Consider the following 25250-nt stretch of genomic DNA (forward strand, 5'->3'; position numbering starts at 1 on the left):
ATTTTAGGGAAGAGAGATGCAAAAGAAGTTTTCAAAAAGGATTACTGTTTTATTTTTAGCTTTGTGCTTTATCATTCTTAGCTATTGTCTTTATCGAAATATTAATAAAGCTATTCAGCCAAGGCAGCAAGAAGTACAGATTCAAGAGAAGAACGAAAAGAAAGTTTATCCTAATTTGGCAAATTACAGCAATGTGAGTATTCTTGTTTCGATTAAGCAACAGAAGATGATTATTTATTCTGGAAATCAAGTAATATTTAAGACGACCGTTTCGACAGGTGCTAAAGATAGTCCGACGCCGACAGGAAAATTTGCCATTGAAGCTGAACGTGGTGATTTTTTCTACAATGAAGAATCTAGTGAGGGAGCTTATTACTGGGTGTCTTTTAAAGACCATGGAACGTATCTCTTTCACAGTGTGCCAACGGATTGTAACGGAAATGAAATTAAAGAAGAAGCTGAAAAATTAGGAACACCTTGTTCTCACGGGTGTGTCAGAATGTCAAAAGAAGATGCCAAATGGTTTTACGAGAACATCTCTGAGGGAGTTATCGTTAGCATTCATTGATATTGGCAATATAAAATTTTCTAAAATTATAGGTCAGGCTTTCAGGAGGTGGAAGTAAAACTGACTGTTTTAAGTTGGTAACAAGACTCGCTAGAAGATCAAGTTTCTGTAAAAGGACTGATTATTGTTAGAGAAAAAAACTATCCACTGGATAGTTTTTTTAAAATCCAAAAATCTTAAAATAAGAAAGTGAAGAGTGGGCGCGATAACGCATTGTATCAATATTTTAGTTTTTTTGATATAATTATTTTGATATGCAAAAATTGTCTAATGTACGGAATTTTATGGAAAGGAGCCTGCTATGTCGGATTATTTAAGTGTCTCGAGTTTGACTAAATACCTTAAATTAAAATTTGATCGTGACCCTTATTTGGAGCGAGTTTATTTGACAGGTCAGGTCTCCAATTTTCGTCGTCGTCCAACGCATCAATATTTTTCGTTGAAAGATGAAAATGCGGTGATTCAAGCGACGATGTGGGCAGGAACCTTTAAAAAACTTGGTTTTGAGCTGGAAGAAGGCATGAAAATCAATGTTGTTGGTCGTGTCCAACTTTATGAACCAAGTGGTTCTTATTCGATTATTATTGAAAAAGCTGAGCCAGATGGAATTGGTGCCTTAGCGATTCAGTTTGAACAATTGAAGAAAAAATTAGCAGAAGCTGGTTATTTTGATGAGCGACATAAGCGTCAATTACCACAATTTGTTAAGAAAATTGGTGTTGTTACCAGTCCAAGCGGAGCGGTCATTCGTGATATTATCACGACCGTTTCACGACGTTTTCCAGGGGTTGAAATCCTTCTTTTTCCAACAAAAGTTCAAGGTGAAGGCGCTAGTCAAGAAGTAGCTGCAAATATTGCCAAAGCTAATGAGCGGGATGATCTTGACCTTTTGATTATCGGTCGTGGGGGAGGTTCGATTGAGGATCTCTGGGCGTTCAATGAGGAAATCGTTGTTCAAGCCATTTTTGAATCACGTTTGCCAGTTATTTCAAGTGTCGGACATGAAACTGATACGACTTTGGCAGATTATGTGGCTGACCGTAGAGCGGCAACGCCAACAGCAGCCGCTGAATTAGCAACGCCAGTAACGAAAGCTGATATTATTTCTTGGATTGCGGAGCGCCAAAATAGGGCTTATCAAGCTAGTTTGCGCGTGATTAAACAAAAACAAGAACGTTTGGATAAACTAGCAAAATCCGTTATTTTTAGACAACCTGAGCGATTATACGACGGATATGTTCAAAAATTGGATCGTTTGACAACTCAGTTGACGAACACTATGCAAACTCAATTTAATCAGGCTAGTCAACGGCAACAACTGCTAAATCAACGTCTTTTGGCTGTTGACTTAGGAAGTGATATTCGACGTTATCAAGAGCGTTTAGAAGCTTTTCAACGCCTTTTAATATCTAACATGACCAGCCAATATGATAGTAAGTTAGCACGATTTGAAAAGGCACAAGATGCTTTGCTGTCTTTGGATACTAGTCGAATTATTGCCAGAGGCTATGCCATGGTACAAAAAAACGAAGAAATTATCTCAAGCGTGACAGATGTTACAGTAGGCGACCAATTGACTGTTCGACTAAAAGACGGTCAGCTTGAAGTGGAGGTAAAAGATGCCAAATAAAAAAACATTTGAAGAAAATTTACAAGATTTAGAAGCTATTGTTACCAAACTTGAAAATGGTGATGTCGCTTTGGAAGATGCTATCGCAGAATTTCAAAAAGGCATGGTGTTATCAAAAGAGCTTCAAAAAACGTTAGAATCTGCTGAAAAAACACTTGTCAAAGTGATGCAGGCTGACGGAACAGAAACGGAAATGGATGCCTAATGGATAAATTAAACGAAATCAATCAGGCAATTCGACGTTATTATGCACAGTCAGATGTTGTTTCGCCAGAGTTAATTGAAGCGATTCTTTATTCTGTGGAGGCAGGCGGAAAACGTATCCGTCCCTTGATTTTCTTAGAAATTCTGGAAGGTTTTGGGATCGAGTTGACAGAAGGTCATTTTGATGTGGCAGCTGCTCTTGAAATGATTCATACAGGTAGTTTGATTCATGATGATTTGCCAGCAATGGACGATGATGATTATCGTCGTGGGCGTTTAACTAACCACAAAAAATTTGATGAAGCAACGGCGATTTTAGCAGGAGATAGCCTCTTTTTAGACCCATTTGGTTTGGTGGCAAATGCTGCGCTATCAGCTGGTACCAAAGTTTGTTTGATTGCAGAATTATCACAAGCTTCAGGCACTTATGGCATGGTTGGTGGACAAATGCTTGATATGAAAGGCGAAGAGCGTAAGCTTAATCTTTCAGAATTGCAAATGATTCATGCAAATAAAACAGGAAAATTATTGACCTTCCCAGTTGTGGCGGCAGGAATTGTTGCGAATTTAGCAGCTGATGATTTAAAGTCATTGCGCGAAGCTGGTAGCTTGGTTGGGTTAGCTTTCCAAGTTCGTGATGATATTTTAGATGTGACAGCAACGTTTGAAGAACTTGGAAAAACGCCGAAAAAAGATTTGCTTGCTGATAAGGCGACTTATCCAAGCTTGCTTGGTTTAGAAAAATCATATGACATTTTGAATCAATCAATCGACCAAGCGCTAGCTATTTTCCAAAAACTTTCGGAAACACAAGCGTTTAATGCAGGAAAAATCACTGAAATGATAGAAAGGTTGCGACTAAATGCCTAAGGAAAGAGTTGATGTGCTTGCCTATAAACAAGGGCTTTTTGAAACACGTGAACAAGCAAAACGTGGTGTCATGGCAGGTTTGGTTGTCAATGTGATTAATGGTGAGCGCTATGACAAACCAGGTGAGAAGATTGACGACGGGACGGAGCTAAAGCTCAAAGGTGAAAAATTAAAATACGTTAGCCGTGGTGGACTGAAATTGGAAAAAGCTTTACAAGTTTTTGAGATTTCTGTTGACGGTCAAACGACAATCGACATCGGTGCTTCAACAGGTGGTTTTACCGATGTGATGCTTCAAAATGGGGCAAAACTTGTCTATGCGGTTGATGTTGGTACCAATCAATTGGTTTGGAAACTTCGTCAGGATGAACGTGTTCGTAGCATGGAGCAGTATAATTTCCGCTATGCCGAATTGGCGGATTTTACAGAAGGTCAACCGACTTTTGCTAGTATCGACGTTAGCTTTATCTCTTTGAATTTGATTTTGCCAGCGCTTCACAATATTTTAGCTGATAATGGTCAAGTTGTGGCTCTTATCAAACCACAATTCGAAGCAGGACGTGAGCAGATTGGTAAAAATGGAATCGTTCGTGATAAAGCTGTTCATCAAAAAGTTTTGGAAAATGTGACAGATTTTGCTCTAAATTACGGATTTACAGTTAAAGGGCTTGATTTTTCACCGATTCAAGGTGGACATGGTAACATTGAATTTTTGGCTCATTTGGAAAAATCAGCTGACGCTCAAAATTTAGTGACTGCCATGATTCCAGAAATTGTAGAAAAGGCACATAAGGAATTTAAAGATGAAAAAGAGTGAACGTTTAGAATTAATCAAAAAAATTGTTGCTGAAAATGCTGTTGAGACACAGCATGATTTGCTGAAATTGCTTGAAGCAGAAGGTTTGACATTAACGCAAGCTACTGTTTCACGTGACATGAATGAAATTGGTATCATCAAAGTACCGTCACCTGAAGGTCCTTATATTTATGGGCTTTCAAAAGATAAAACTAAAAAAGTTGGTCAAGTTTCTGTGCCAATTAAAAGCACTGTTCTTGCGATTTCAGAAGAAACAGCAGGACTTGAAAACATGATTAATCTTGATGTGATTCCAGGAAACAGCCGTTTGATTAAACGCTTCTTGTTGGAAGATTTTAAAGATGTGATTTTCAGTATTATTGCTGATGATGATAGTTTGTTAGTAGTTGCCAAAACAGCTGAAGGAGCAGCAGCAATCCGCCAAGAAGTGCTTAAATGGATGAAAGACCGTAACTAAGGGAGGTCACCCAATGCTTTTAGAAATTTCCATTAAAAATTTTGCCATTATCGAAGAAATCTCGCTCACTTTTGAAAATGGTATGACGGTTTTGACAGGGGAAACTGGAGCGGGGAAATCGATTATTATTGATGCCATGAACCTCATGTTGGGGGCGCGGGCTAGTCTTGACGTTATTCGTCATGGGGCTAACAAGGCTGAAATTGAAGGGCTTTTTTCGGTTGGTGAAAATCCTGCGCTCACACAGATTTTGGAAGAAAATGGCATTGATGTGACAGAAGAATTGATTATTCGCCGTGACATTCTGCAAAATGGTCGTTCTATCGGTCGTATCAACGGACAAATGGTGAATCTGACAACGTTACGTGCTGTTGGGCAGTATCTCGTTGATATTCATGGGCAGCATGACCAAGAAGAATTGATGAAGCCAAATATGCACATTCGGATGTTGGATGAATTTGGTAATGAACAGTTTGCTGATGTCAAAAAACATTATCAAGAGCTTTTTGAAAGCTATCGTCAATTGCGTAAGCGTGTCGTGACCAAGCAAAAAAATGAACAAGAGCATAAAGCGCGTATTGAAATGCTAGAATTTCAGATAGCAGAGATTGAAGCGGCAGCCTTGAAAGCTGGTGAGGACCAAGCACTCAACCAAAAACGTGATAAATTGCTTAATCATAAAAACATTGCAGATACGTTGACCAATGCTTATGTCATGCTTGATGACGAAGAATTTTCAAGTCTGTCTAACATTCGTTCAGCCATGAATGATTTGATGACGCTCGAAGAATTTGATGCTGACTATAAAGAAATGTCAGCCAACGTTTCAGAAGCTTACTATATCTTAGAAGAAGTAACGAAACACCTAGGTGATGTCATTGATGACCTTGATTTTGATGCGGGAAGTTTGCAACAAATCGAAGCGCGCCTAGAGGTGATTTATAGCATTACACGCAAATATGGCGGTAGTGTTGATGATGTTTTAGAGTATTATGATAATATCACCAAGGAATACAATCTTTTGACTGGAAGTGATGAGTCATCTGATGATATGGAAAAAGCCCTTAAACGCTTGGAAAAAGAATTGATTGTTGCTGCTGAAGAACTCAGTCAAGAACGTCATGCCTTGGCTAAAGATTTGGAAGCTGAAATCAAGCAAGAATTGGCTGATTTGTACATGGAAAAGGCTGATTTTCAAGTCCAATTCACCAAAGGGAAATTCAATCGTGATGGCAATGAAGCTGTTGAATTTTACATTTCAACAAACCCTGGTGAAGGCTTCAAACCACTCGTTAAAGTTGCGTCTGGCGGCGAAATTTCTCGCTTGATGTTGGCTATTAAATCGGCATTTTCACGTAAAGAGGACAAGACAAGTATCGTCTTTGACGAAGTGGATACTGGTGTATCTGGTCGCGTTGCGCAAGCTATTGCTCAAAAAATCTATAAAATCGGAAGTAACGGACAAGTCTTGGCAATATCGCATTTGCCACAAGTGATTGCTATTGCTGATTATCAGTTCTTTATCGAAAAACGCAGTGATGAAAATACGACTGTTTCAACGGTTCGCTTGTTGACCGAAGAAGAACGGGTGGAAGAAATCGCTAAAATGCTTGCTGGTAGCGATATTACCGAAATGGCGCGTGAACAAGCTCGCGAACTTTTGAAGAAATAAAATTGAAGCCGCAAGGCTTCTTTTTTGTGCAATTAGACTTTCTCTGATAAAATGTCCCCTAAGTTTTAAAAATTTGGTATAATTAATGTTAGAATAAAATTTAGATACAAGTATTGAAAGTATGATAGGATAGAAAATGAGTAAAATTAAAATTGTTACGGATTCCTCTTTAACTATTGAACCTGAATTGGTTGAAAAATATGATATTACTGTTATCCCGTTATCGGTCATGATTGATGGTGTCGTGTATTCAGATAGTGATTTGAAAGAAGAAGGAAAATTCCTTAACATGATGCGAAACAGTAAGGAATTGCCAAAAACAAGTCAGCCGCCAGTAGGCGTTTTTGCAGAAGTTTATGAAAACTTGATGAAAAATGGTGCTGAGCATATTGTTTCCATTCATATCACACATACACTTTCAGGGACAGTCGAAGCAGCACGTCAAGGGGCTAATCTAGCAGGTGCTGACGTTACCGTTATTGACTCAACCTTTACAGATCAATGTCAAAAATTCCAAGTTGTTCAAGCTGCAAAATTGGCTCAAGAAGGTGGCAGCTTAGAAGAAGTTATTGCTAAAGTTGAAGAAGTTCGTCAAAAGTCTGAACTTTATATTGGTGTGTCAACGCTTGAAAATTTGGTAAAAGGTGGACGTATCGGACGTGTGACTGGTCTTATTAGCTCACTCCTTAACATTAAAGTTGTTATGGAAATGGTTGATTGTGAATTAAATCCAATTATTAAAGGACGTGGTCTAAAAACGTTCAATAAGTGGCTAGACAATTTTATTGAATACGCTAAAGGTAAAAAAGTAGCAGAAATCGGTATTTCTTACTGTGGTACGGCTGATATGGCAAATGGATTTAAGGAAAAGTTACAAGTGTTAGGAGCTCCGATTGCTGTTCTTGAAACAGGTTCAATTATCCAAACACATACTGGTGAAAACGCCTTTGCGGTAATGGTACGTTATGAGTAAGAAAAAGAATATTTTAACTGGGTTTGCTTTCTTTTTAGCAAGCCTTCTTCTGTTTATTGTTATTTTTAGTGTGCTGATTCCAAAATCTGATACAGAGCTAACAAAGAAAGATTTTTTGGCGCAAGAAGCGACACCGTTTAATTATGTGGCGATTGGTGATTCGTTGACGGAAGGAGTTGGTGACACTACTAACCAAGGTGGTTTTGTTCCTTTGCTGACGCAGAGTTTAACGGATACCTATGATTATCAAGTTACCGATAGTAATTATGGTGTTTCTGGAAATACCAGCAAGCAAATCTTGCAGCGGATGCAAGAAAAGACAGATATTCAAAAATCGCTGGCTAAGGCAGATATGATGACCTTAACCGTTGGTGGAAATGATGTCATGGCAGTTATTCGAAAGAATTTAACGAGTTTATCTGTGTCATCTTTTACCAAACCTGCCAAATCTTATCAGAAACGCTTGCGTCAGATTATTGAATTAGCGCGTGCAGATAATGAAGATTTGCCGATTTATATTTTGGGTATTTACAATCCGTTTTACCTCAATTTCCCTGATATGACGGAAATGCAAGAAATCGTTGATAATTGGAATGATGCTACTGAAAGTGTCACCGAAGAGTATGACAATGTCTATTTTGTGCCTATCAACGACGAGTTATATAAGGGAATTAATGGTGAAGAAGGAATTGTTTCAACTTCTGGTGACCAGACAACCGTGATTAACGATGCACTTTTTAGTGGTGACCATTTTCACCCAAATAATATTGGTTACCAAATCATGTCAGATGTAACAATGGAGAAAATCAGTGAAACTAAAGAAGAATGGAAAGAAGATTAATTGGTGGAAATGGGGATTTCTCCTCATTTTGGCTATAAATATTGCGTTTGTTGGCGTTATTGCTAGTCGTTTGATTCAAGTGAGGGAACCAGCGGCTGAGAACGTTAGTTCTAAACAAACGGATAGTGTTAAGGTTGGGACTTTTTCAACAAATCGTGAGCAATTAAACGAAACTGTTGCTGCTTATTTGGAAGATTATCAGACAGACCAGATGTCTTATACCGTCTATGCCACATCATCAGCGATAATGTTTGAAGGGACATACACCCTTTTAGGCTATGAAGTGCCGCTTTATATTTATTTTCAACCTAGCCGTCTTGATTCTGGGGCAGTTCAGCTAAAAATTACATCATTTTCAGTTGGCACACTTTCCTTGCCTGAATCAGAGGTTTTGAAATACATTAAATCAAGTTATAAATTGCCAAGTTTTGTCGAAGTTTTGCCAGACGAGTCAGCAATCAATATTAATATTCAAAATCTGGAGAACGATGCAGACATTTATTTGGAAGCGACAACTATCGATCTTGTCGGAGACCAATTTAACTTTGATATTTACAAGAAAAACGACTAAAAAAACGTTTAATACTTGACCTAAAAAGTATTTTTGGGTATCATAGAACGTGTTAAAGTGTTAACGCTTAGAAATTAATTGGAGGATTTGTTAAATGGCTAACAAACAAGATTTAATCGCTAAAGTTGCAGAAGCAACTGAGCTTACTAAAAAAGATTCAGCAGCAGCTGTAGATGCAGTATTCTCAGCAATCGAAAGCTTCCTTTCTGAAGGCGAAAAAGTTCAATTAATCGGTTTTGGTAACTTTGAAGTTCGCGAACGCGCAGCTCGTAAAGGTCGTAACCCACAAACTGGTGAAGAAATTGAAATTGCAGCTTCAAAAGTACCTGCATTCAAAGCTGGTAAAGCACTTAAAGACGCTGTAAAATAATTAAGTAGAAAAGAACCTTGTCATATCAACATCTGTTGAGCCTGATAAGGCTCTTTTTTTGTTATGAGGGACAAATTTTGGGGACATAAGCTCTAAAGAACTTGTTAAAGGTTTTATGGTATAATCAAATTATGAAATCCTTAGCTTATTAGCTATCAGAATCAACAGAGAAAGATCAGAAGAGAGTGTGTTATGGATAAATCCTTATTAATCGTTGTCATTTTTTTAGGCCTTTTTTCAATTTTGAAAGTTATCATGTTTATCGCTTACAGCTTTGTGATGAAACCTAAAGTAGATGAAAACGGCAAGGTCATTGAACAAAGAAAAATAGAAAAGACAGAGGAAGAAACCGAAGAAGATCAACAAAAAGAAGATGATGACTTCTGGGACAATTGGTGATGAAAAAAGCATCCATTGGACGTTTTTTTCACTTGCTTAGAAATAGAAAAGCGAGTAAGTTCCGTTTGATGCTTTTTTTACTTGTCTAGAAATAGGAAAGTGAGTAGTGTCCATTGGGCACTTTTTTACTCGGTCATAATTAAGATGTTGGGTCAATTTTATGGGAGCTTTTATCACGACTATTCAAAAATTAAAAATCAAGAATATAAGAATAATGTTAAAGAAGAATTTTTCTTCAGTAATATAAAAATACATTGAATGTTAGATATTGCTGATAAAAAAGTTAAAAGCTAACATGATTTGATAGCTATTTTCTGACTATTAAAAACATAACAAAATTTTTTTGGTGAGAATTTATGACATAGAATGCTTGATATTATGGGCTTTTTAGGAAATTTGTGATAAATGATGTCAGAAAAACTAACTTGATAAAGTCTAAAATTCCTTATATAATGGAATGCATGGGTAAAAAAATAGAAAAAACATTTTTTGGACAACCTAAAGCTTTGTTTACATTATTTCAAACAGAACTTTGGGAAAGATTCTCGTATTATGGCATGCGTGCCATTTTGATTTATTATTTGTATGCATCTGTTACCGCGCCTAATGCAGGTTTAGGACTTCCTAAAACTCAAGCAATGGCTATCGTTAGTATTTACGGTGCACTTGTATATCTTTCAGGAATTATCGGTGGATGGTTTGCAGACCGTATTCTCGGAGCTTCTCAAACAATTTTCATCGGTGGTATTCTTATTACTCTAGGACATATTGTTCTAGCTATTCCGTTCGGCTTGGCATCTCTATTTGTATCACTCTTTTTGATTATTCTAGGAACAGGGATGTTAAAATCCAATATTTCAAACATGGTTGGTCACTTGTATGCAGCAGATGACCCACGTCGTGATACAGGATTTAACATATTTGTCGTTGGAATTAACATTGGTTCATTACTTGCTCCTATTGTAGTAGGGACAGTTGGTGAAAGCATCAATTACCACCTAGGCTTCTCGCTTGCTGCAATCGGAATGATTTTTGCTTTGTTTGTTTATTGGTTTGGACGCATGAAACAATTCCCAGAATTGGGAAATAAACCGTCTAACCCATTAAGTCAAGAAGAAAAACAAAGTTTGTTAGTGAAGCTGGGTGTTGCTTTAGTCATTATCCTTATTGCTGGATTCTTCGTTTATCGTTTAAATCCATCAAACTTTGTTAATAATGTCATTAATGTTCTTTCATGGGCAGGTATTGTCATTCCATTTATTTACTTTGCGACAATGTTTACCTCAAATAAAGTCTCAAGTACTGAACGTAAACAATTATTGGCATATCTTCCATTGTTCTTATCTTCGATTGTTTTTTGGTTAGTCGAAGAACAAAGTTCAACAGTTATTGTGGTTTGGGGTGAAACACGTTCAAACCTGAATCCAACTATTTTAGGCGTCACTATTCATATTGACCCTTCTTGGTATCAGTTGCTTAATCCGTTATTTATCGTGATATTGACACCTGCGTTTGTATGGCTTTGGAATAAATTGGGGGATCGTCAACCATCGGCAGTTTCAAAATTTGGTTTAGGTCTATTGTTAACTGGAATCTCATACCTCATCATGGCTGTGCCAGGTATCCTATACGGTACACATGGCCGCGTGAGCTTCATGTGGTTGGTAGTGATGTTTGCAGTTCAAATGTCTGGTGAATTGTTGATTTCTCCAGTAGGTCTATCTGTTTCAACTCGCCTTGCACCGCTTGCTTTCCAATCACAAATGGTTGCTCTTTGGTTCTTGGCAGATTCAACATCACAAGCAGTAAATGCCTTGATTACACCATCTTTCAATAAAGGAACAGAAGTAGCATTCTTCGGTATTCTAGGTTTAATCTGTATCGGCATTGGTGTGGTATTATTCCTTGTCAAAAAACCAATCTTGAATTTAATGCGTAATGACTAAATAGGAAATAACTTATTATCAAAACTCATATCTTTCTGAGGTGAAAAATAATAGAAAGAAAAAAGCATCTGGGACATTGTCTCAGATGCTTTTGGCTTTTGTGATATTTAATCAATATATTTTAATTTGCCACGGAAATCTTCAAGGCTTTTGTAGCCTTTTTCTTCCATAATGGCTTTTAGTTCATTCGTAATACGTTCAAAGACTGCTGGACCTTCTTGGTGTAAAATTGTCCCTAGTTGAACCATGCTAGCGCCACACAAGATGTGCTCGAAAGCATCACGCCCTGTTTTGACACCGCCTGTTCCGATGATTTGGATAGATGGGTTAAGGCGTTGGTAAAAAGCGTGGACATTAGCAAGCGCCGTAGGTTTGACATAGTCGCCACCAATACCGCCAAAGCCATTTTTAGGTTTGATAAGCACGGTTTCGTCTTCGATAATCAAACCATTTCCGATAGAATTGATACAATTCACAAAAGTGAGTGGAAATTGATTGAAAATCGCAGCTGCTCGGTCAAAATGAGCAATGTCGAAGTAAGGTGGTAATTTCACACCAAGTGGTTTAGTGAAATAAGTAAAAATATCTCTTAAAAGTGTCTCTGTTGTTTCAAAATCATAGGCGATTTGAGGTTTACCTGGAACGTTTGGACAAGAGAGGTTTAATTCCACCAATCCTTGGTAGTCAGAATCTTGGACGGCTTTAAGAATGGTATGTGTTTCTTCTTCTGACATGCCAACAAGTGATAAGAAATGATGTTTGCTATTTGGTGTATTTTGGAGCTCTGTAACGTAGTCAAGATAATATTGAAAACCGTTATTTGGTAAGCCCATTGAGTTAATTGAACCAAGGCTAGTGTCTGCATAACGTGGTTCAGGATTACCAGCGCGTGCTGTCAATGTTCCTGTTTTTGTAACGAAAGAACCAGCTGCAGAGGCATCAATTTCTGCCAATTCTTCACGAGTCATGCAATAAACGCCAGCGGCATTCATGAAACAGTTGTCAAAATCGAAAGCGCCAATTTTTGTTGCTGTTGAAACCATAAAGTCCTCCAAGAATAGTGTAGTGGCTAGAAAGATATTTTTAAGCCACCTTTATTTTACTATTTAGTTAGAAGGAAAGCAAGTTATTTCCGAACGTTTTTAGTTTAAAATCATATCAATGACCAGTTTTCCTGTAACTTTTCGGTCTTTTATCAGTTGTAAAGCCTCTTTTGTTTGTTTAAATGGGAATGTTTGGCTAACAAGGGCTTTTACTTTTTGCTCTTGAGCAAGTGCAAAGAGTTCTTCGGTCATTGTTGCAAGGTCTTGGGCTTGTTGAGGATTGTGTGATAAATGAGCGCCGCCAAGATTTAAGACATCAATGCTTAAGGCGCGGCTAAATAAGTCACTTGGATTGTCAATGCGTGGTGGTGAAACAACTGCAATCAGACTGCCATTATAAGCTAATCGTTTCAAATCTTCGGTTGATTCGTCTTTACCAATGGTATTGATAATCATGTCAACACCAAGTCCGTCAGTGAGTTCGGCAATTCGCCTACTAACATTTTCGGTCTTGTAATCAATCACGATATCTGCACCGAGCGATTTGACAAAATCAACCTTAGCAGTTGAAGCTGTGGTATAAACCGTCAAACCAGCCATTTTGGCTAATTGAATGGCAATGCTCCCAACACCGCCACTTCCTGCATGAATGAGAATTGTTTTCTTGTTAGCGAGTGTTGCTTTACGAAATAGTGCCTGATAAGCGGTCAATCCATTACAGAGTAGTGCAGCAGCGTCAGTATGAGAAATGCCACCAGGAATTTTGGCTAATTGGTAAGCAGGGACGCTGGCAAATTCAGCTAGGCAACCTTGTTTGGTTAAATTGCCATGCCCAGCCACACGGTCACCGATTTGAAATTGAGTGACATGCTCACCAAGCTCAACGATTTCTCCGACAACATCCATACCGATGATATGCGGAAATGTCCAAGCATCAACACCGTTTTCGATAACTTTGAAATCGACAGGATTAAGCCCGACAGCGGTCACTTTGACGAGAACGTCATCCGCTGAAATCTTAGGTTTTGGAATATCTATTATTGCTAAATCAGAAATCGCTCGTTGTGAGCTGTCTGTAAGTGCAAAAGCTTTCATTATTACCTCCAAAAAATTGTATATACAAGAATTGTAGCACAAATTTCTTATTTTGGAAAAAATCCAGTATTTCCTTGAAAAAAAGCGGTAAAAGTGCTATATTTTAATTATAAAACAATTGAGCAATTGTTCAAGTGTTTTATAAATTGATATTGGAGTAATTTTAGATGATAGAAGATAGCCAAACACAACAGTTGCTTGAGGGAGAGCTATTGGAAAATGTTTCAGATTTTTTCAAGGCTTTGGGAAATGGGACACGTTTACAAATCATTTGGTGCCTAAGTCAGGGTGAATTAAAATCTAGTGAGCTGGCAGCTATTTTGCAAATGAGCCCGTCAGCTATTTCACACCAATTGACCTTGTTGAAAAATCTGAAAATTGTATCTGTACGACGTGAAGGAAAAAATCAGATTTATGCTTTGGCTGACAAGCATATCAGTCAGGTTTTAGATTCCGTCGTGGAGCATTATGAGGAGGACTGACAATGTCAGAAAAAAACAAAAAATCCCTTAGACGGATTTTACTAGCGATTTTAGGATTTTTGCTAGTTTTTGGAGTGGTAAAGGCAACACAACCATCTTTACCAGTACAGGCTGCACTTTACGCCATACCATATCTTATTGCTGGGTATGATGTTTTAAGAAAAGCGGTGCTGAAAATCAGTAAAGGAAAAGTTTTCAGCGAACACTTTTTGATGACGATAGCAACGTTAGGGGCATTTGTCTTGAGCTTTATAACAAATGAATCTGAGTTTGCGGAAGCTGTTTTTGTCATGATATTTTACCAAGTTGGTGAATTATTTGAACATATTGCAGAAGGTAGCAGCGAAAAATCAATTGCTGAATTGTTAAATTTACGCCCAGACCTTGTTCACTTAGAAAAAGGCGATGAGGTAGTTGATATTGACCCACAAGAAGTGCAGGAAGGGCAAGTCATTTCTATCCATCCTGGAGAAAAAGTGGCCATAGACGGTATTTTGATTGCTGGTGAATCCTCTGTTGATACAGCGGCTTTGACAGGTGAAAGCTTACCACAAACGGTTCAAGTTGGTGACCAAGTGCTTTCAGGAATGATTAACATGACAGGGGTTATTCGTGTTAAAGTTTTGCATTCTGTAAAGGATTCAACGTTAAGCAAGATTCTGGATTTACTAGAAAATTCTGCTGCTAACAAGTCAAAAAGTGAGCATTTCATGACAAAATTTGCGGCTGTTTATACGCCAACTGTGGTGATTGCAGCGGTGATTTTGGCTGTTTTGCCACCTCTCGTTTCTGGTAATTTCGCTGGGAATTTCCCAGAATGGTTTAGCCGTGCATTGACTTTCCTTGTGATTTCGTGTCCGTGTGCGCTTGTGATTTCAATTCCTTTGAGCTTTTTTGGAGGATTGGGAGCTTGTTCAAAAGCAGGTGTATTGGTTAAAGGGTCTAATTATTTGGAAAGTCTAGCTTCACTTGAGAGTTTGCTTTTTGATAAAACTGGAACTTTGACAGAAGGTGTTTTTGAAGTAACGGCACTTCATCCCAATGATATTACGGATGAGCAGTTGTTACATTTAGCCAGTCATGTGGAACGTTTTTCAACTCACCCAATTGCCCAATCGCTTCGCGAAGCTTATGAAAAAGAAGCAGATGATTGTTCCATTACAGACGTGACAGAAAAGTCAGGATATGGTGTCAGCGCTATTATTAATGGACATAATGTTGCTGTCGGAAATACCAAATTCATGGATAGCCTAGGGGCAAAATGGAAGGCTTGTAGCAAAGTTGGAACAATCGTTCATGTTGCTATTGACGGAGCGTACGCAGGGCACATTGTAATTTCTGATTGCATCAAGTCAGACACCAAGGAAGCCTTGGAACAATTCAAACAAGCTGGCGTTAAACATCTGGTGATGTTGACAGGAGACCGTCGTGAAGTTGCTGAAAAAATCGCTGATGAGCTAGGCATCACAGACTATCAAGCGGAGCTATTGCCAACAGATAAGGTTGATGAACTTGAAAAATATCTTGCTAAAAAATTACCACGTACCACAGTTGGCTTTGTCGGTGACGGTATCAACGATGCACCAGTTTTAGCCAGAGCTGATGTTGGAATTGCCATGGGTGGTCTAGGAAGTGATGTTGCCATTGAAGCGGCAGATGTGGTTATCATGAACGACCAATTATCAAAGATTGCCAAAGCGATTAAGATTGCTCGCAAGACCATTCGTATTGCTCATGAAAACATCATATTCTCAATTGGTATCAAAGTTCTAGTCTTATTACTAGCGAGTTTCGGAATGGCGAATATGTGGCTAGCAATTTTTGCAGATGTGGGAGTAACGATTCTCGCAACCTTGAATGCCATGCGTACCATGACATTGACATAAAAAATAATTTGATTTATAATAGCATCAATCATATAGAAAGCTACCACTTTCCCCGGAAAGTGGGGAATGGCGATAACATCACTTCGTAGGGATATCCTTTTGGATAAAGAAATGGTGTTGTTGCCATTTTTTTATTTTATCAAGGAAAAGGAGAGCAAAATGACGTGGATTTATTTGATTTTCGCAGGAATATTGGAGGTAGTTTGGGCAACGAGTATGAAATTAAGTGAGAATTTTAGCAGGCTTGGCTACTCAATGGTAACCATTCTTGGAATGATTTTAAGCTTTGTCTTTTTAGCGCGTGCGTTAAAGGACCTTCCGATGAGTCTTGCTTATCCGATTTGGATAGGGATTGGTGCAATCGGAACAGTAGTTGTTGGAATTATCTTTCTGAAAGACCAATTATCACCGCTTGCCTACCTTTTTTTGATTTTGGTTGTCATTGGAATTATCGGTTTAAAAATGACCAGCGGACATTGAGTCTTTTAGAGAAAATTAGTAATTTTACTAGCTTTTTTACAGCTTTTTGGGTAGAATAGTAAGGGTAAGCGACTTTATCTGGTCGTAATAATTAATATGGCTAGAATGCTGAGCCAAAAATAGTCTAACTTATCAAGTCGCTGGACTGATAGGCTAATACCTATTTTTCGCTGTGCGTTAATAGCCTTTGTATTACTTTAAAGGAGACTTTATCTAATGGTAAAATTAGTGTTTGCACGTCACGGTCAATCTGAATGGAACAAAGCTAACCTTTTCACTGGTTGGGCTGATGTTGACCTTTCAGAAGAAGGTACAAAACAAGCTATCGAAGCTGGTAAATTGATTAAAGAAGCAGGAATCGAATTTGACCTTGCTTTCACTTCAGTTCTTAAACGCGCTATCAAAACAACTAACCTTGCTCTTGAAGCTGCTGACCAACTTTGGGTTCCAGTTGAAAAATCATGGCGCTTAAACGAACGTCACTACGGTGGTTTGACTGGTCAAAACAAAGCTGAAGCTGCTGAAAAATGGGGTGACGAACAAGTTCACATCTGGCGTCGTTCATACGATGTATTGCCACCAGCTATGGCTAAAGATGACGAATATTCAGCACACACTGACCGTCGTTACGCTAACCTTGACGACACAGTAATTCCAGATGCTGAAAACTTGAAAGTTACTTTGGAACGCGCTCTTCCATTCTGGGAAGATAAAATTGCTCCAGCTCTTAAAGACGGTAAAAACGTCTTTGTAGGTGCACACGGTAACTCAATCCGCGCTCTTGTAAAACACATCAAACAATTGTCAGATGACGAAATTATGGATGTTGAAATCCCTAACTTCCCACCACTTGTATTCGAATTCGACGAAAAATTAAACGTTACAAACGAATACTACCTTGGTAAATAATCTGATAGTAGATTATAAGGGCTAAAACCCTTGATATGAAAGCATTCTAGGCTATCCCCTAGAGTGCTTTTTATATTACTTATAGTAAAACTAAAAAGAGTGATGTACAATGTAAGTGAAGTAGAAGTGGTCTAACGCCCATGAAGCAGTTTTCTGTGGAGGCGGTGGGTCACTTCTGCTTTTTTGTTTAAAATGAATGGAAAGTAAAGGGATTAAAATTGACTATTTCAGTTTATTGTTGTACAATGTATTACAGAAAGTGAGGTACACGCTATGTCAATCGTATCACTTAGACTAAATGAAAAAGAAGAAGAACTTTTTAGAAGTTATTCTATCCATACAGGAAAGACATTATCAGAGTTGTTTAAAACAGCTTTAGCTGAACAAATTGAAGACCAATTAGATTATGAAACAGGCATTAAAGCATTGAAAGAATTCAAAAAGAATCCTGTTACTCACTCTATTGATGATATTATTGAGGAGTTTGAAAATGACTTATAGATTGGTTGTTAGTGACAAGGTCAAGAAACAACTAAAGAAAATGGATAAGCATGTAAGGCTTATGCTTGCTAAAGACATGAAGAAACACCTTGATGGTTTAGAGAACCCTAGACAAATTGGAAAAGCACTAATAGGTCAATTCAAAGGCCTATGGCGTTACCGAATAGGAAATTATAGAGTTATTTGTGATATTATGGACGATGAATTAGTTATTCTTGCTATTGAAATCGGACATAGAAAAGATATTTATAAAAACTAAAAGTCCTTTATATAAGTATGGTAAAAAGGAAAGATTAGTGTATAATATGATTAAAGGCAGAACCTTTCTAACTCCCCTTGAAACAGACTTTGTGTCTGCGGTAGGAGGTGGACGGTTCTGCTTTTTGTTTGACAAATTTTCTTAGTCATAACGAACGTTTTATATTGAGTGCTAAAAAGAGTCTGGGACAAAAGTACCCAGCTTCTTTGTTTATATAGTTATTATTTGCAAGACGCAGTAGTTGAGTGGATTCTAATGCGCTGATAAATCAGCTTTTACAACCCTACTCAACCTTGCGGGGGTGGGACGACGAAATCGAATTTCTTCGAAATTACCGATTTCTGTCCCACTCCCAAAAATTCATTTGCTAAATTTAGCTTAATTTTTACTGTATATGATTAGTCCTACCGCTGTGTCTTCTGCTAAAATTTTCTTTCTGGCATATTTAATGTCAAGGAGATAGACATAGTAGAAATCACCGATACATCCTGTTGCATGTAGGCTGGCAATTCCGACATAGGCAGGAAAAGATAATAAATTCATACCAAAGAGGATAGTCAGCGTTAGAGACCAAATGATAAAAGGTGCTAAGCTAATGACTATCATTTGCCATCTGTCATAAGTCACTTTTGGACAGGTAGCATATGCCGCTCCTAATTTCCAATTGATTCCAAATTTGACTTTACTTTTAGGTTTAAAGAGTTTGAAAAAGAAAGCATGGATAAGTTCATGAATGATGACAACAGCAAGTATCGCTAGCACAAAAAGAAATAATTTTCCCAAATGAATAGTGTAGATAACATTTTCAATAGTAGGGTGTTGAATCTTTAAACCAAGTAAGTAAAAAAGATAAAAAAATAGGAAAAAAGTAGGAAGGGATATGATATTTAGCCAAATGGCTAATTTTTTGTCTTTTGTGATATTAATTTCTCTTAAAATCTCCATTTTATTCTCCCACAGAATGGTTGAGTTGCTTATAACAAGATAAATTTTTTATAGCTTTATTATAGCACAGCACAGAAAAAGTTAGTGACACGAACTAAACACTCCTTGTGCGGTTTGAGATGTTTTTCCTTTCACAATTTAATCATTTTTTGAAAAATTGCTAAATTTTCTGGTGTGAGTATCTGGTGGACGTTTTTTTGAAAATTTATGGTATGATTAATAGTAAGGATTATATTTGGAGGGGGCTTTTATGAAAGCAGCAGAACGTCGTCAAAAAATTATCGATATTTTGAGCCAAACGCAAGTTCCCATTTCAGCCAGTTCTTTAGCTAGCAGACTTGGTGTTAGTCGCCAAATTATTGTTGGTGATGTTGCTTTGTTAAGAGCAGCTAATCATGACGTGATTTCGACACCTAAAGGTTATGTGATGTCACAAGCGCTTTATTCGCACCAATTTATCGGGAAAATTGCTTGTCAACATGGTCCTGAAAGAACCAAAGAAGAATTGGACAGCATTGTTGCTAAGGGTGGAATTGTGGTTGATGTTGAAGTTGAACATCCTGTTTATGGTATGTTAACAGCGCCGCTCGATATAAGAAGTAACGAAGATATTGCCAATTTTATGGATAAGGTTGAACATTCTAATGCGACACTTTTATCTTCGCTAACACATGGGATTCACACACATACACTTTCTTGTCATTCAAAAGATGATTTTGAAGATATCAAGGAGATGTTATTAGATAAAGGCTTACTTTTGAAGTCTAACTAAACAGTTACAGGTGTCTTGACACCTGTGCTTTTTTTATTTATAATAGGCAAGACTGATTAGTGGCTCTGGGACGGTTGTTCTTGGGGAAATTGGTCAAAATAATGTCAATAGGCTTTTTTTATCGGTAACATTTAAGAAGCTGATAGTGCCTTGGTTGGTAAATCAAGGTTTTGATAGATATCATAAAGGAGTTATTATGAGACGAAATCAGACAAAATCTCTTGCTTTTACAGCAATTTTGGTTGCGTTTGGGATTCTGATTCCAATGGTTATGCCAGTTAAAGTGGTTATTGGACCTGCTTCGTTTACACTAGCAAGTCACGTACCTATTTTTATGGCAATGTTTATTTCACCGCAAGTTGCGGTTTTAGTTGCTTTAGGAACAAGCTTAGGTTTTTTATTGGCGGGTTTTCCGATTGTCATCGTTTTGCGTGCTGTTTCTCATTTGTTATTTGCTGTTGTGGGAGCTATCTTGGTTCAAAAACGTCCAAGTTTGCTTGAGAAACCTTTATCAACATTTCTTTTGGCTTTGTTCTTGAATTTCTTGCATGGCTTGGCAGAATTCATCGTTGTTTTAGTTTTGACTGCAGGGGCACATACGGGTGCAGCTTATGTTTGGTCATTAGTTGGACTGATTGGCTTTGGTTCTCTTGTTCATGGTTGTATTGATTTTTACATTGCTTACTACCTTTGGAAATTCCTACGAGACAAAGTCGGTGTTGATTTTTCAGTCACATCAAAAGAAGATTGAGATGAACCTTGGTTCATCTTTTTCTTTATTTTCAAGGGTTTTGTGGTAGGGAATTTTTCAAAATAAAAAAGGTCAAAGTTTTACAGGTTGTGTCACTCTCTTTTAAGCAAATTGTGATAAAATATAATTCAGAGCTTTTAATTGTGAGGAAAGAATGTCATTTAAGAAGAGATTGAGCAAATTAAAATTTGCCAAAAAAACAACTAAGACAAGCAAAACAACCGAAAAAAACGAAAAAAAAGTACGTAAGTTTAAAATTGTTAAAAAGCCGACTAGTATGACGAAACGTATTTATTTGATTTTTTCAATCATCGTTGTCCTTTTTTCAATTATCATTTTGAGATTGGCTCAGATGCAAATTTTGAATAAATCGTTTTATGATGAGAAATTAAATTCGTCAACAACTTATACGGTAACAACATCAAACCCTCGTGGGGAAATTTACGATGCTGCGGGTAATTTATTAGTTTCTAATACTGTCAAGCAAGTAGTTGCTTTTACTCGTAGCAATACGATTACAGCTGAAGAGATGAAAGAATTGGCGGCGAAATTGTCAACTCTAGTGACTCTTACAGAGACAGATGTTACGACACGTCAGAAAAAAGATTATTATTTGGCGGATTCAGATACTTATGCAGCGGTAGTCAAGAGTTTGCCTGATGATGAAAAATATGATAGTTACGGTAACAATTTGACCGAATCAGAAATTTACGCAAATGCGATTAATGCGGTAACTGATGATGAAATTAATTACTCTGAAGATGAACTAAAATTGGTTTATATTTTTAGTCAAATGAATGCCGCATCAACATTTAGCACGGTTAACTTGACGACTGGCGACTTAACGGAAGAACAAATTGCTTATATCACGGCTAATCAGTCTAAATTGTCAGGAATTTCAATCGCAACTGACTGGGACCGTGAAACGCCAACAAGTTCCCTTGCTTCAATTATTGGTACGGTTTCATCGAAAGATTCTGGTCTGCCAGCAGAAGAGGCAGATGATTACTTGGCAAAAGGTTATTCTTTGAACGACCGTGTCGGAACGTCTTATCTTGAAAAAGAATATGAAGAATACCTTCAAGGAACACACACCGTTCGTGAAATCACAACTGATAAAAATGGCAATGTGGTTTCAGATGAAGTGACAAGCGAAGGAAAAGCAGGGCAAAATCTGAAATTAACGGTCAATTCAGATTTCCAAGCAGGTGTTGAAAGTATTTTAAATCAGTATTATAGTGCTGATATTGCTGACGGTTATGCAACCTATTCAGAAGGAGCTTATGCAGTTGCCTTGAATCCGCAGACAGGTGCCATTTTAGCAATGGCTGGACTCTCTCATGAAACAGGTTCGTCAACAACTACTCTTGATGCCCTTGGTACTATTAATGATATTTTTGTTCCAGGGTCAGTCGTGAAAGCAGCAACATTGACAGCTGGTTGGGAATCAGGTGCCATTTCAGGAAACCAAGTTATCGCTGACCAATCCATTAATATTGCTGGTTCCTCAGCGATTACATCATGGTTTACAGGTAGCGGCTCAACAAACATCACAGCTGTTCAAGCGCTTGAATACTCATCAAATACCTACATGGTACAAGTTGCTCTTAAAATGATGGGACAAGAATACTACTCAGGCATGTCTCTAGCAACCACAGGTATGAAAGAAGCCATGGAAGAATTGCGTGCTGCCTATGCCGAATACGGAATGGGAACAAGCACAGGAATTGACCTTCCAGAAAATACTACTGGTTACATTTCAGATGACTATTCTGCTGGTAATGTCCTAACCGAAGCATTTGGTCAGTATGACTCATACACACCAATGCAGTTGGCACAATATGCGGCGACAGTTGCTAATGGTGGTAAACGTATTGCACCACATTTGGTTGATAGTATCTATGACAATGATGGCACAGATGGCATTGGAACTTTAGCTAAAACAATTGAAACAAATGTGCTTAATGAAATCAACATTTCAGACGATGATATGGACCTTTTGCAACAAGGGTTCTATCAAGTGGTAAATAGTAGTAGTGGTTATGCAACAGGTACTTACATGAAGAGTTCAACAGTCACTATCGCTGGTAAAACAGGTACAGCCGAAACTTATGCTGTTGACGCTAACGGTAATGCTGTAACAACGGTTAACTTGAGTGTCCTTGCCTATGACTATTCAACAAGTGATGATTCAAATATCGCTGTTGCAGTTATCATTCCGCATTTGACAAGTTCAGATAATCATACCAACCAATACATTGCACGTGATATTATTAATTTGTACATGTCAACTTATGTTAATCAATAATTGATAATGAAAGCGAGTCGGCCGAGGAAGTAGTCGGCTCGTCACTTTGTTAAAGGAGAATGACAATGCTTTATCCAACACCTATCGCAAAGCTGATTGATAGTTTTACAAAATTGCCAGGAATTGGTATAAAAACAGCAACACGTTTGGCTTTCTACACGATTGGAATGTCAGATGAAGATGTGAATGAATTCGCCAAAAATTTATTGGCAGCTAAGCGTGAATTGACTTATTGTTCCGTTTGTGGGAATTTAACAGATGAAGACCCTTGTAATATCTGTACAGATGAAACTCGTGATCATTCCGTTATTTTAGTGGTTGAAGATTCAAAAGATGTATCTGCCATGGAAAAAATTCAAGAGTATCGTGGCTTGTACCATGTCTTGCATGGCTTGATTTCACCAATGAACGGTGTCGGACCAGATGATATTAATTTGAAATCATTGATTACACGTTTAATGGATAGTGAGGTCAACGAAGTGATTATTGCAACCAATGCAACCGCAGACGGTGAAGCAACATCTATGTATATCTCACGTGTCCTAAAACCAGCAGGAATCAAGGTAACACGTTTAGCACGTGGACTGGCTGTTGGATCAGACATCGAATACGCCGACGAAGTCACCCTACTTCGTGCCATAGAAAACCGAACAGAATTGTAGGATGTAAGAAAAGCAGCGTGAAGCTGCTTTTTTGCTTGTATATTTTTTAAAAACATAGTAAAATTTTGTTAAGTTGCTTAACAAAAGAGATGAGGAAAATTTTGGAAAATATTAATAAACATCTGTCTGCTTTTATTAAAAGTTATAACCGTTTAGAAAAAAGACAGCACAAAATGGAAAAGTATCCAGAACTATCTATAACTGAGGTTCATTTTTTGGTATTTATTGCTAAAGAAAAGCCAAAATATCTATCCGAGATAGCTAGAAAAAAGAAAATTTCTAGAAGTGCAGTTACTCAGATGGTTAATAAACTAAGTGAAAAAGGTTTTTTAATGAAAGAAACGAAAAATAAAACTTCCAATACTCATTCACTATATTTAACGAATACTGGGTGTGACGTCGTCCAACAACATGATTTGCAACAAAGCTACTTAGAAAAAGAAATTTATAGTATTTTAACCTCCTATTCAGCAGAATTTTTAAATGAGGTTTTAGAATTGATGAAAACTATTGAAAATGTATGGGAAAGTACAAATAATCATGATTACTGGAAGGGAGATGAGGAAGTTAGTGAAGAAAACGATCAAAATAAATTTGAAGAGTGAAAGTCTATTAGCTGATGATAAATTCGATATTATGATTAATCAATTAAAACCAAATCAGATTATTGATGTTCATATGACCTTACTGGATTATTATAATATTAATGCGCCGATGAGAATAGGTTCTGAAACACCTTGGTATGCTTGGGCAAAATATCAAGCTGACGATAATGGGGTAGTTTCTGTTAATAATTGTATATCTCTAGAAGGAGATTATGTAGGTAAAATTGATATGGGATTATTTTTTTCTTGTAGACCTTTAAAATCAAAGAAAAATCATTTGTTGGAAGACGTTAGGGATATTCCTGTTTATGACAGTTTTTATGTAAAAATTGAAATTTTTTCTAAAAGTAAAAAAATAGCTGAAAAAATCTTCAAACGCTATTATCAGTTACCAGAGATTTCGCATGAAACGATTATTTCTTCAAGATATCAAGCAAGATTATTTTATCCTAGCAATGCTCAAAATTTACCAGCAATCATTGTATTTAGTGGTAGTGATGGTCGAATAGAAAAAGCACAAAATATAGCTCAGTTGTTGGCAAGTAGAGGTTTTGTAACTTTAGCGGTTGCTTATTTTGGTCTTAGGGGAATAAGCAGGTATTTGGATCGAATACCTTTGGAAATTGTAAAGGAGAATTTAGATTATTTAGCCAATTTAGAAATTGTAGATGAAAATAGAATTGGTTTATATGGTCGTTCTAAAGGTGCGGAGTTATCTTTGGTTGCAGCAAGTCTTTTTTCACAAATTAGGTGCCTTGTTGTCAATTCCCCCTCTTGTGCCATATTAGAAGGTTTAAAAGGTAGGATAAATTCTAAACACTCTTCTTGGACATATCAGAATAAAGAACTACCTTATACAAAATTTAGTATCAGAGAATTTTTTAAAGAAAAATTTTTAGGACAAAAGTTTAGTGATTATGAACTCAGTAGCTTGATTAAGGCGAAAGAGATAGGAGCTAATGTATTAATGATAGGTGAGAAATCTGATGAAATTTGGAATACAGAGTTTTCAATAAAACTATTAGAGAAGCAGTTGCAGAAGAGAAAAAATGGATTGGTAAAGTCTATTTTATTGAACAATGGAGGTCATATGCTAACAATTGCTTATCAACCTAATCAGCGATACACTAAGATTTTAAAAGAGAATTTGTTATCAGATTCTGTTATTTCTTGGAAAGCAACAATAGATTTTTTTAAGAATTATTTGTAAAAGTATCTTATTTACATCCCCTCA

At 37.2% G+C, this 25250-nt stretch carries 28 protein-coding genes; 25 read left to right on the plus strand and 3 right to left on the minus strand.

What is annotated here, in order from left to right; all coding sequences use genetic code 11:
• Positions 1-16 precede the first annotated feature (16 nt).
• From BTR42_RS03750 to BTR42_RS03810, 13 genes are all read left to right on the plus strand, one after another.
• Positions 17-568 carry a L,D-transpeptidase gene (locus BTR42_RS03750; protein ID WP_012961636.1) on the plus strand — a complete coding sequence of 184 codons (552 nt, stop codon included), beginning with the start codon at positions 17-19 and terminating at the stop codon, positions 566-568.
• A 301-nt stretch (positions 569-869) separates the two neighbouring features.
• Positions 870-2198 carry an exodeoxyribonuclease VII large subunit gene (xseA, locus tag BTR42_RS03755; RefSeq protein ID WP_009853716.1) on the plus strand — a complete coding sequence of 443 codons (1329 nt, stop codon included), beginning with the start codon at positions 870-872 and terminating at the stop codon, positions 2196-2198.
• Entirely contained in the window at positions 2188-2403 is a 216-nt protein-coding gene (locus tag BTR42_RS03760) for an exodeoxyribonuclease VII small subunit (protein WP_003063737.1), read from the plus strand. Before xseA ends, BTR42_RS03760 begins: the two co-directional genes overlap by 11 nt.
• Complete coding sequence (locus tag BTR42_RS03765) at positions 2403-3272, plus strand: polyprenyl synthetase family protein (RefSeq protein ID WP_077496474.1); 870 nt, start codon at positions 2403-2405, stop codon at positions 3270-3272. The genes BTR42_RS03760 and BTR42_RS03765 overlap by 1 nt, the downstream gene beginning before the upstream one ends.
• On the plus strand, positions 3265-4089 hold the full coding sequence (locus tag BTR42_RS03770) for a TlyA family RNA methyltransferase (RefSeq protein ID WP_013642835.1): 825 nt from the start codon (positions 3265-3267) through the stop codon (positions 4087-4089). The genes BTR42_RS03765 and BTR42_RS03770 overlap by 8 nt, the downstream gene beginning before the upstream one ends.
• Positions 4076-4546: an arginine repressor gene (locus tag BTR42_RS03775; RefSeq protein WP_009853719.1), complete on the plus strand. Its 471-nt coding sequence runs from the start codon at positions 4076-4078 to the stop codon at positions 4544-4546. The genes BTR42_RS03770 and BTR42_RS03775 overlap by 14 nt, the downstream gene beginning before the upstream one ends.
• 13 nt (positions 4547-4559) lie before the next feature.
• Complete coding sequence (gene recN, locus BTR42_RS03780) at positions 4560-6218, plus strand: DNA repair protein RecN (RefSeq protein WP_013642836.1); 1659 nt, start codon at positions 4560-4562, stop codon at positions 6216-6218.
• A gap of 136 nt (positions 6219-6354) precedes the next feature.
• Positions 6355-7191 (plus strand): DegV family protein, encoded by an 837-nt coding sequence (locus BTR42_RS03785; protein WP_012961642.1) that lies wholly within the window; start codon positions 6355-6357, stop codon positions 7189-7191.
• Positions 7184-8032, plus strand: a complete 849-nt coding sequence (locus BTR42_RS03790; RefSeq protein WP_077496476.1) for an SGNH/GDSL hydrolase family protein — start codon at positions 7184-7186, stop codon at positions 8030-8032. Before BTR42_RS03785 ends, BTR42_RS03790 begins: the two co-directional genes overlap by 8 nt.
• Positions 8001-8603, plus strand: coding sequence for a YpmS family protein (locus BTR42_RS03795; RefSeq protein ID WP_009853723.1), 603 nt, complete (start codon positions 8001-8003; stop codon positions 8601-8603). Before BTR42_RS03790 ends, BTR42_RS03795 begins: the two co-directional genes overlap by 32 nt.
• 94 nt (positions 8604-8697) lie before the next feature.
• Positions 8698-8973 (plus strand): HU family DNA-binding protein, encoded by a 276-nt coding sequence (locus BTR42_RS03800; protein ID WP_009853724.1) that lies wholly within the window; start codon positions 8698-8700, stop codon positions 8971-8973.
• Positions 8974-9165: 192 nt separating this feature from the next.
• A complete protein-coding gene (locus BTR42_RS03805; protein WP_077496478.1) occupies positions 9166-9372 on the plus strand; it encodes a hypothetical protein in 207 nt (68 codons plus the stop codon).
• Between the two features lie 461 nt (positions 9373-9833).
• Positions 9834-11318 carry a peptide MFS transporter gene (locus tag BTR42_RS03810; RefSeq protein WP_099046282.1) on the plus strand — a complete coding sequence of 495 codons (1485 nt, stop codon included), beginning with the start codon at positions 9834-9836 and terminating at the stop codon, positions 11316-11318.
• A 107-nt stretch (positions 11319-11425) separates the two neighbouring features.
• Here BTR42_RS03810 and BTR42_RS03815 read toward each other — a convergent pair whose 3' ends face one another.
• The gene (locus tag BTR42_RS03815; protein WP_012961645.1) at positions 11426-12361 is read right to left on the minus strand and encodes a dihydroorotate oxidase; all 936 of its coding nucleotides are present in this window, start codon (positions 12359-12361) and stop codon (positions 11426-11428) included.
• Positions 12362-12460: 99 nt separating this feature from the next.
• Positions 12461-13456, minus strand: coding sequence for a zinc-binding dehydrogenase (locus BTR42_RS03820; RefSeq protein ID WP_013642842.1), 996 nt, complete (start codon positions 13454-13456; stop codon positions 12461-12463).
• A gap of 167 nt (positions 13457-13623) precedes the next feature.
• Here BTR42_RS03820 and BTR42_RS03825 point away from each other — a divergent pair, with 167 nt between their 5' ends.
• The 6 genes from BTR42_RS03825 (at position 13624) to BTR42_RS03850 (ending at position 17973) form a co-directional block, all read left to right on the plus strand.
• Positions 13624-13938 (plus strand): ArsR/SmtB family transcription factor, encoded by a 315-nt coding sequence (locus BTR42_RS03825; RefSeq protein ID WP_003063779.1) that lies wholly within the window; start codon positions 13624-13626, stop codon positions 13936-13938.
• A 2-nt stretch (positions 13939-13940) separates the two neighbouring features.
• On the plus strand, positions 13941-15824 hold the full coding sequence (locus tag BTR42_RS03830; protein WP_077496480.1) for a heavy metal translocating P-type ATPase: 1884 nt from the start codon (positions 13941-13943) through the stop codon (positions 15822-15824).
• Between the two features lie 159 nt (positions 15825-15983).
• Positions 15984-16304 carry a DMT family transporter gene (locus BTR42_RS03835; protein ID WP_077496482.1) on the plus strand — a complete coding sequence of 107 codons (321 nt, stop codon included), beginning with the start codon at positions 15984-15986 and terminating at the stop codon, positions 16302-16304.
• Between the two features lie 216 nt (positions 16305-16520).
• Positions 16521-17213: a phosphoglycerate mutase gene (locus BTR42_RS03840; RefSeq protein WP_009853732.1), complete on the plus strand. Its 693-nt coding sequence runs from the start codon at positions 16521-16523 to the stop codon at positions 17211-17213.
• Positions 17214-17486: 273 nt separating this feature from the next.
• Entirely contained in the window at positions 17487-17714 is a 228-nt protein-coding gene (relB, locus tag BTR42_RS03845; protein ID WP_013642845.1) for a type II toxin-antitoxin system RelB family antitoxin, read from the plus strand.
• Positions 17704-17973 (plus strand): type II toxin-antitoxin system RelE family toxin, encoded by a 270-nt coding sequence (locus BTR42_RS03850; RefSeq protein ID WP_009853752.1) that lies wholly within the window; start codon positions 17704-17706, stop codon positions 17971-17973. Before relB ends, BTR42_RS03850 begins: the two co-directional genes overlap by 11 nt.
• A 378-nt stretch (positions 17974-18351) precedes the next feature.
• Here BTR42_RS03850 and BTR42_RS03855 read toward each other — a convergent pair whose 3' ends face one another.
• Positions 18352-18918, minus strand: a complete 567-nt coding sequence (locus BTR42_RS03855) for a DUF3267 domain-containing protein (RefSeq protein ID WP_009853753.1) — start codon at positions 18916-18918, stop codon at positions 18352-18354.
• Between the two features lie 250 nt (positions 18919-19168).
• Here BTR42_RS03855 and BTR42_RS03860 point away from each other — a divergent pair, with 250 nt between their 5' ends.
• From BTR42_RS03860 to BTR42_RS03885, 6 genes are all read left to right on the plus strand, one after another.
• Positions 19169-19690 (plus strand): transcription repressor NadR, encoded by a 522-nt coding sequence (locus BTR42_RS03860; protein WP_009853754.1) that lies wholly within the window; start codon positions 19169-19171, stop codon positions 19688-19690.
• 196 nt (positions 19691-19886) lie between these two features.
• On the plus strand, positions 19887-20441 hold the full coding sequence (locus BTR42_RS03865; protein ID WP_043878534.1) for a hypothetical protein: 555 nt from the start codon (positions 19887-19889) through the stop codon (positions 20439-20441).
• 154 nt (positions 20442-20595) lie between these two features.
• The gene (gene pbp2b, locus BTR42_RS03870; protein WP_009853756.1) at positions 20596-22749 is read left to right on the plus strand and encodes a penicillin-binding protein PBP2B; all 2154 of its coding nucleotides are present in this window, start codon (positions 20596-20598) and stop codon (positions 22747-22749) included.
• 65 nt (positions 22750-22814) lie between these two features.
• Entirely contained in the window at positions 22815-23411 is a 597-nt protein-coding gene (gene recR, locus BTR42_RS03875) for a recombination mediator RecR (protein ID WP_043878535.1), read from the plus strand.
• 101 nt (positions 23412-23512) lie between these two features.
• Positions 23513-24016, plus strand: coding sequence for a MarR family winged helix-turn-helix transcriptional regulator (locus BTR42_RS03880; protein WP_157769861.1), 504 nt, complete (start codon positions 23513-23515; stop codon positions 24014-24016).
• Positions 23994-25226, plus strand: a complete 1233-nt coding sequence (locus BTR42_RS03885; protein ID WP_051764151.1) for an acyl-CoA thioester hydrolase/BAAT C-terminal domain-containing protein — start codon at positions 23994-23996, stop codon at positions 25224-25226. The genes BTR42_RS03880 and BTR42_RS03885 overlap by 23 nt, the downstream gene beginning before the upstream one ends.
• Positions 25227-25250: the final 24 nt, after the last annotated feature.

This window comes from Streptococcus gallolyticus subsp. gallolyticus DSM 16831 (genome assembly GCF_002000985.1).
Classification (GTDB): domain Bacteria; phylum Bacillota; class Bacilli; order Lactobacillales; family Streptococcaceae; genus Streptococcus; species Streptococcus gallolyticus.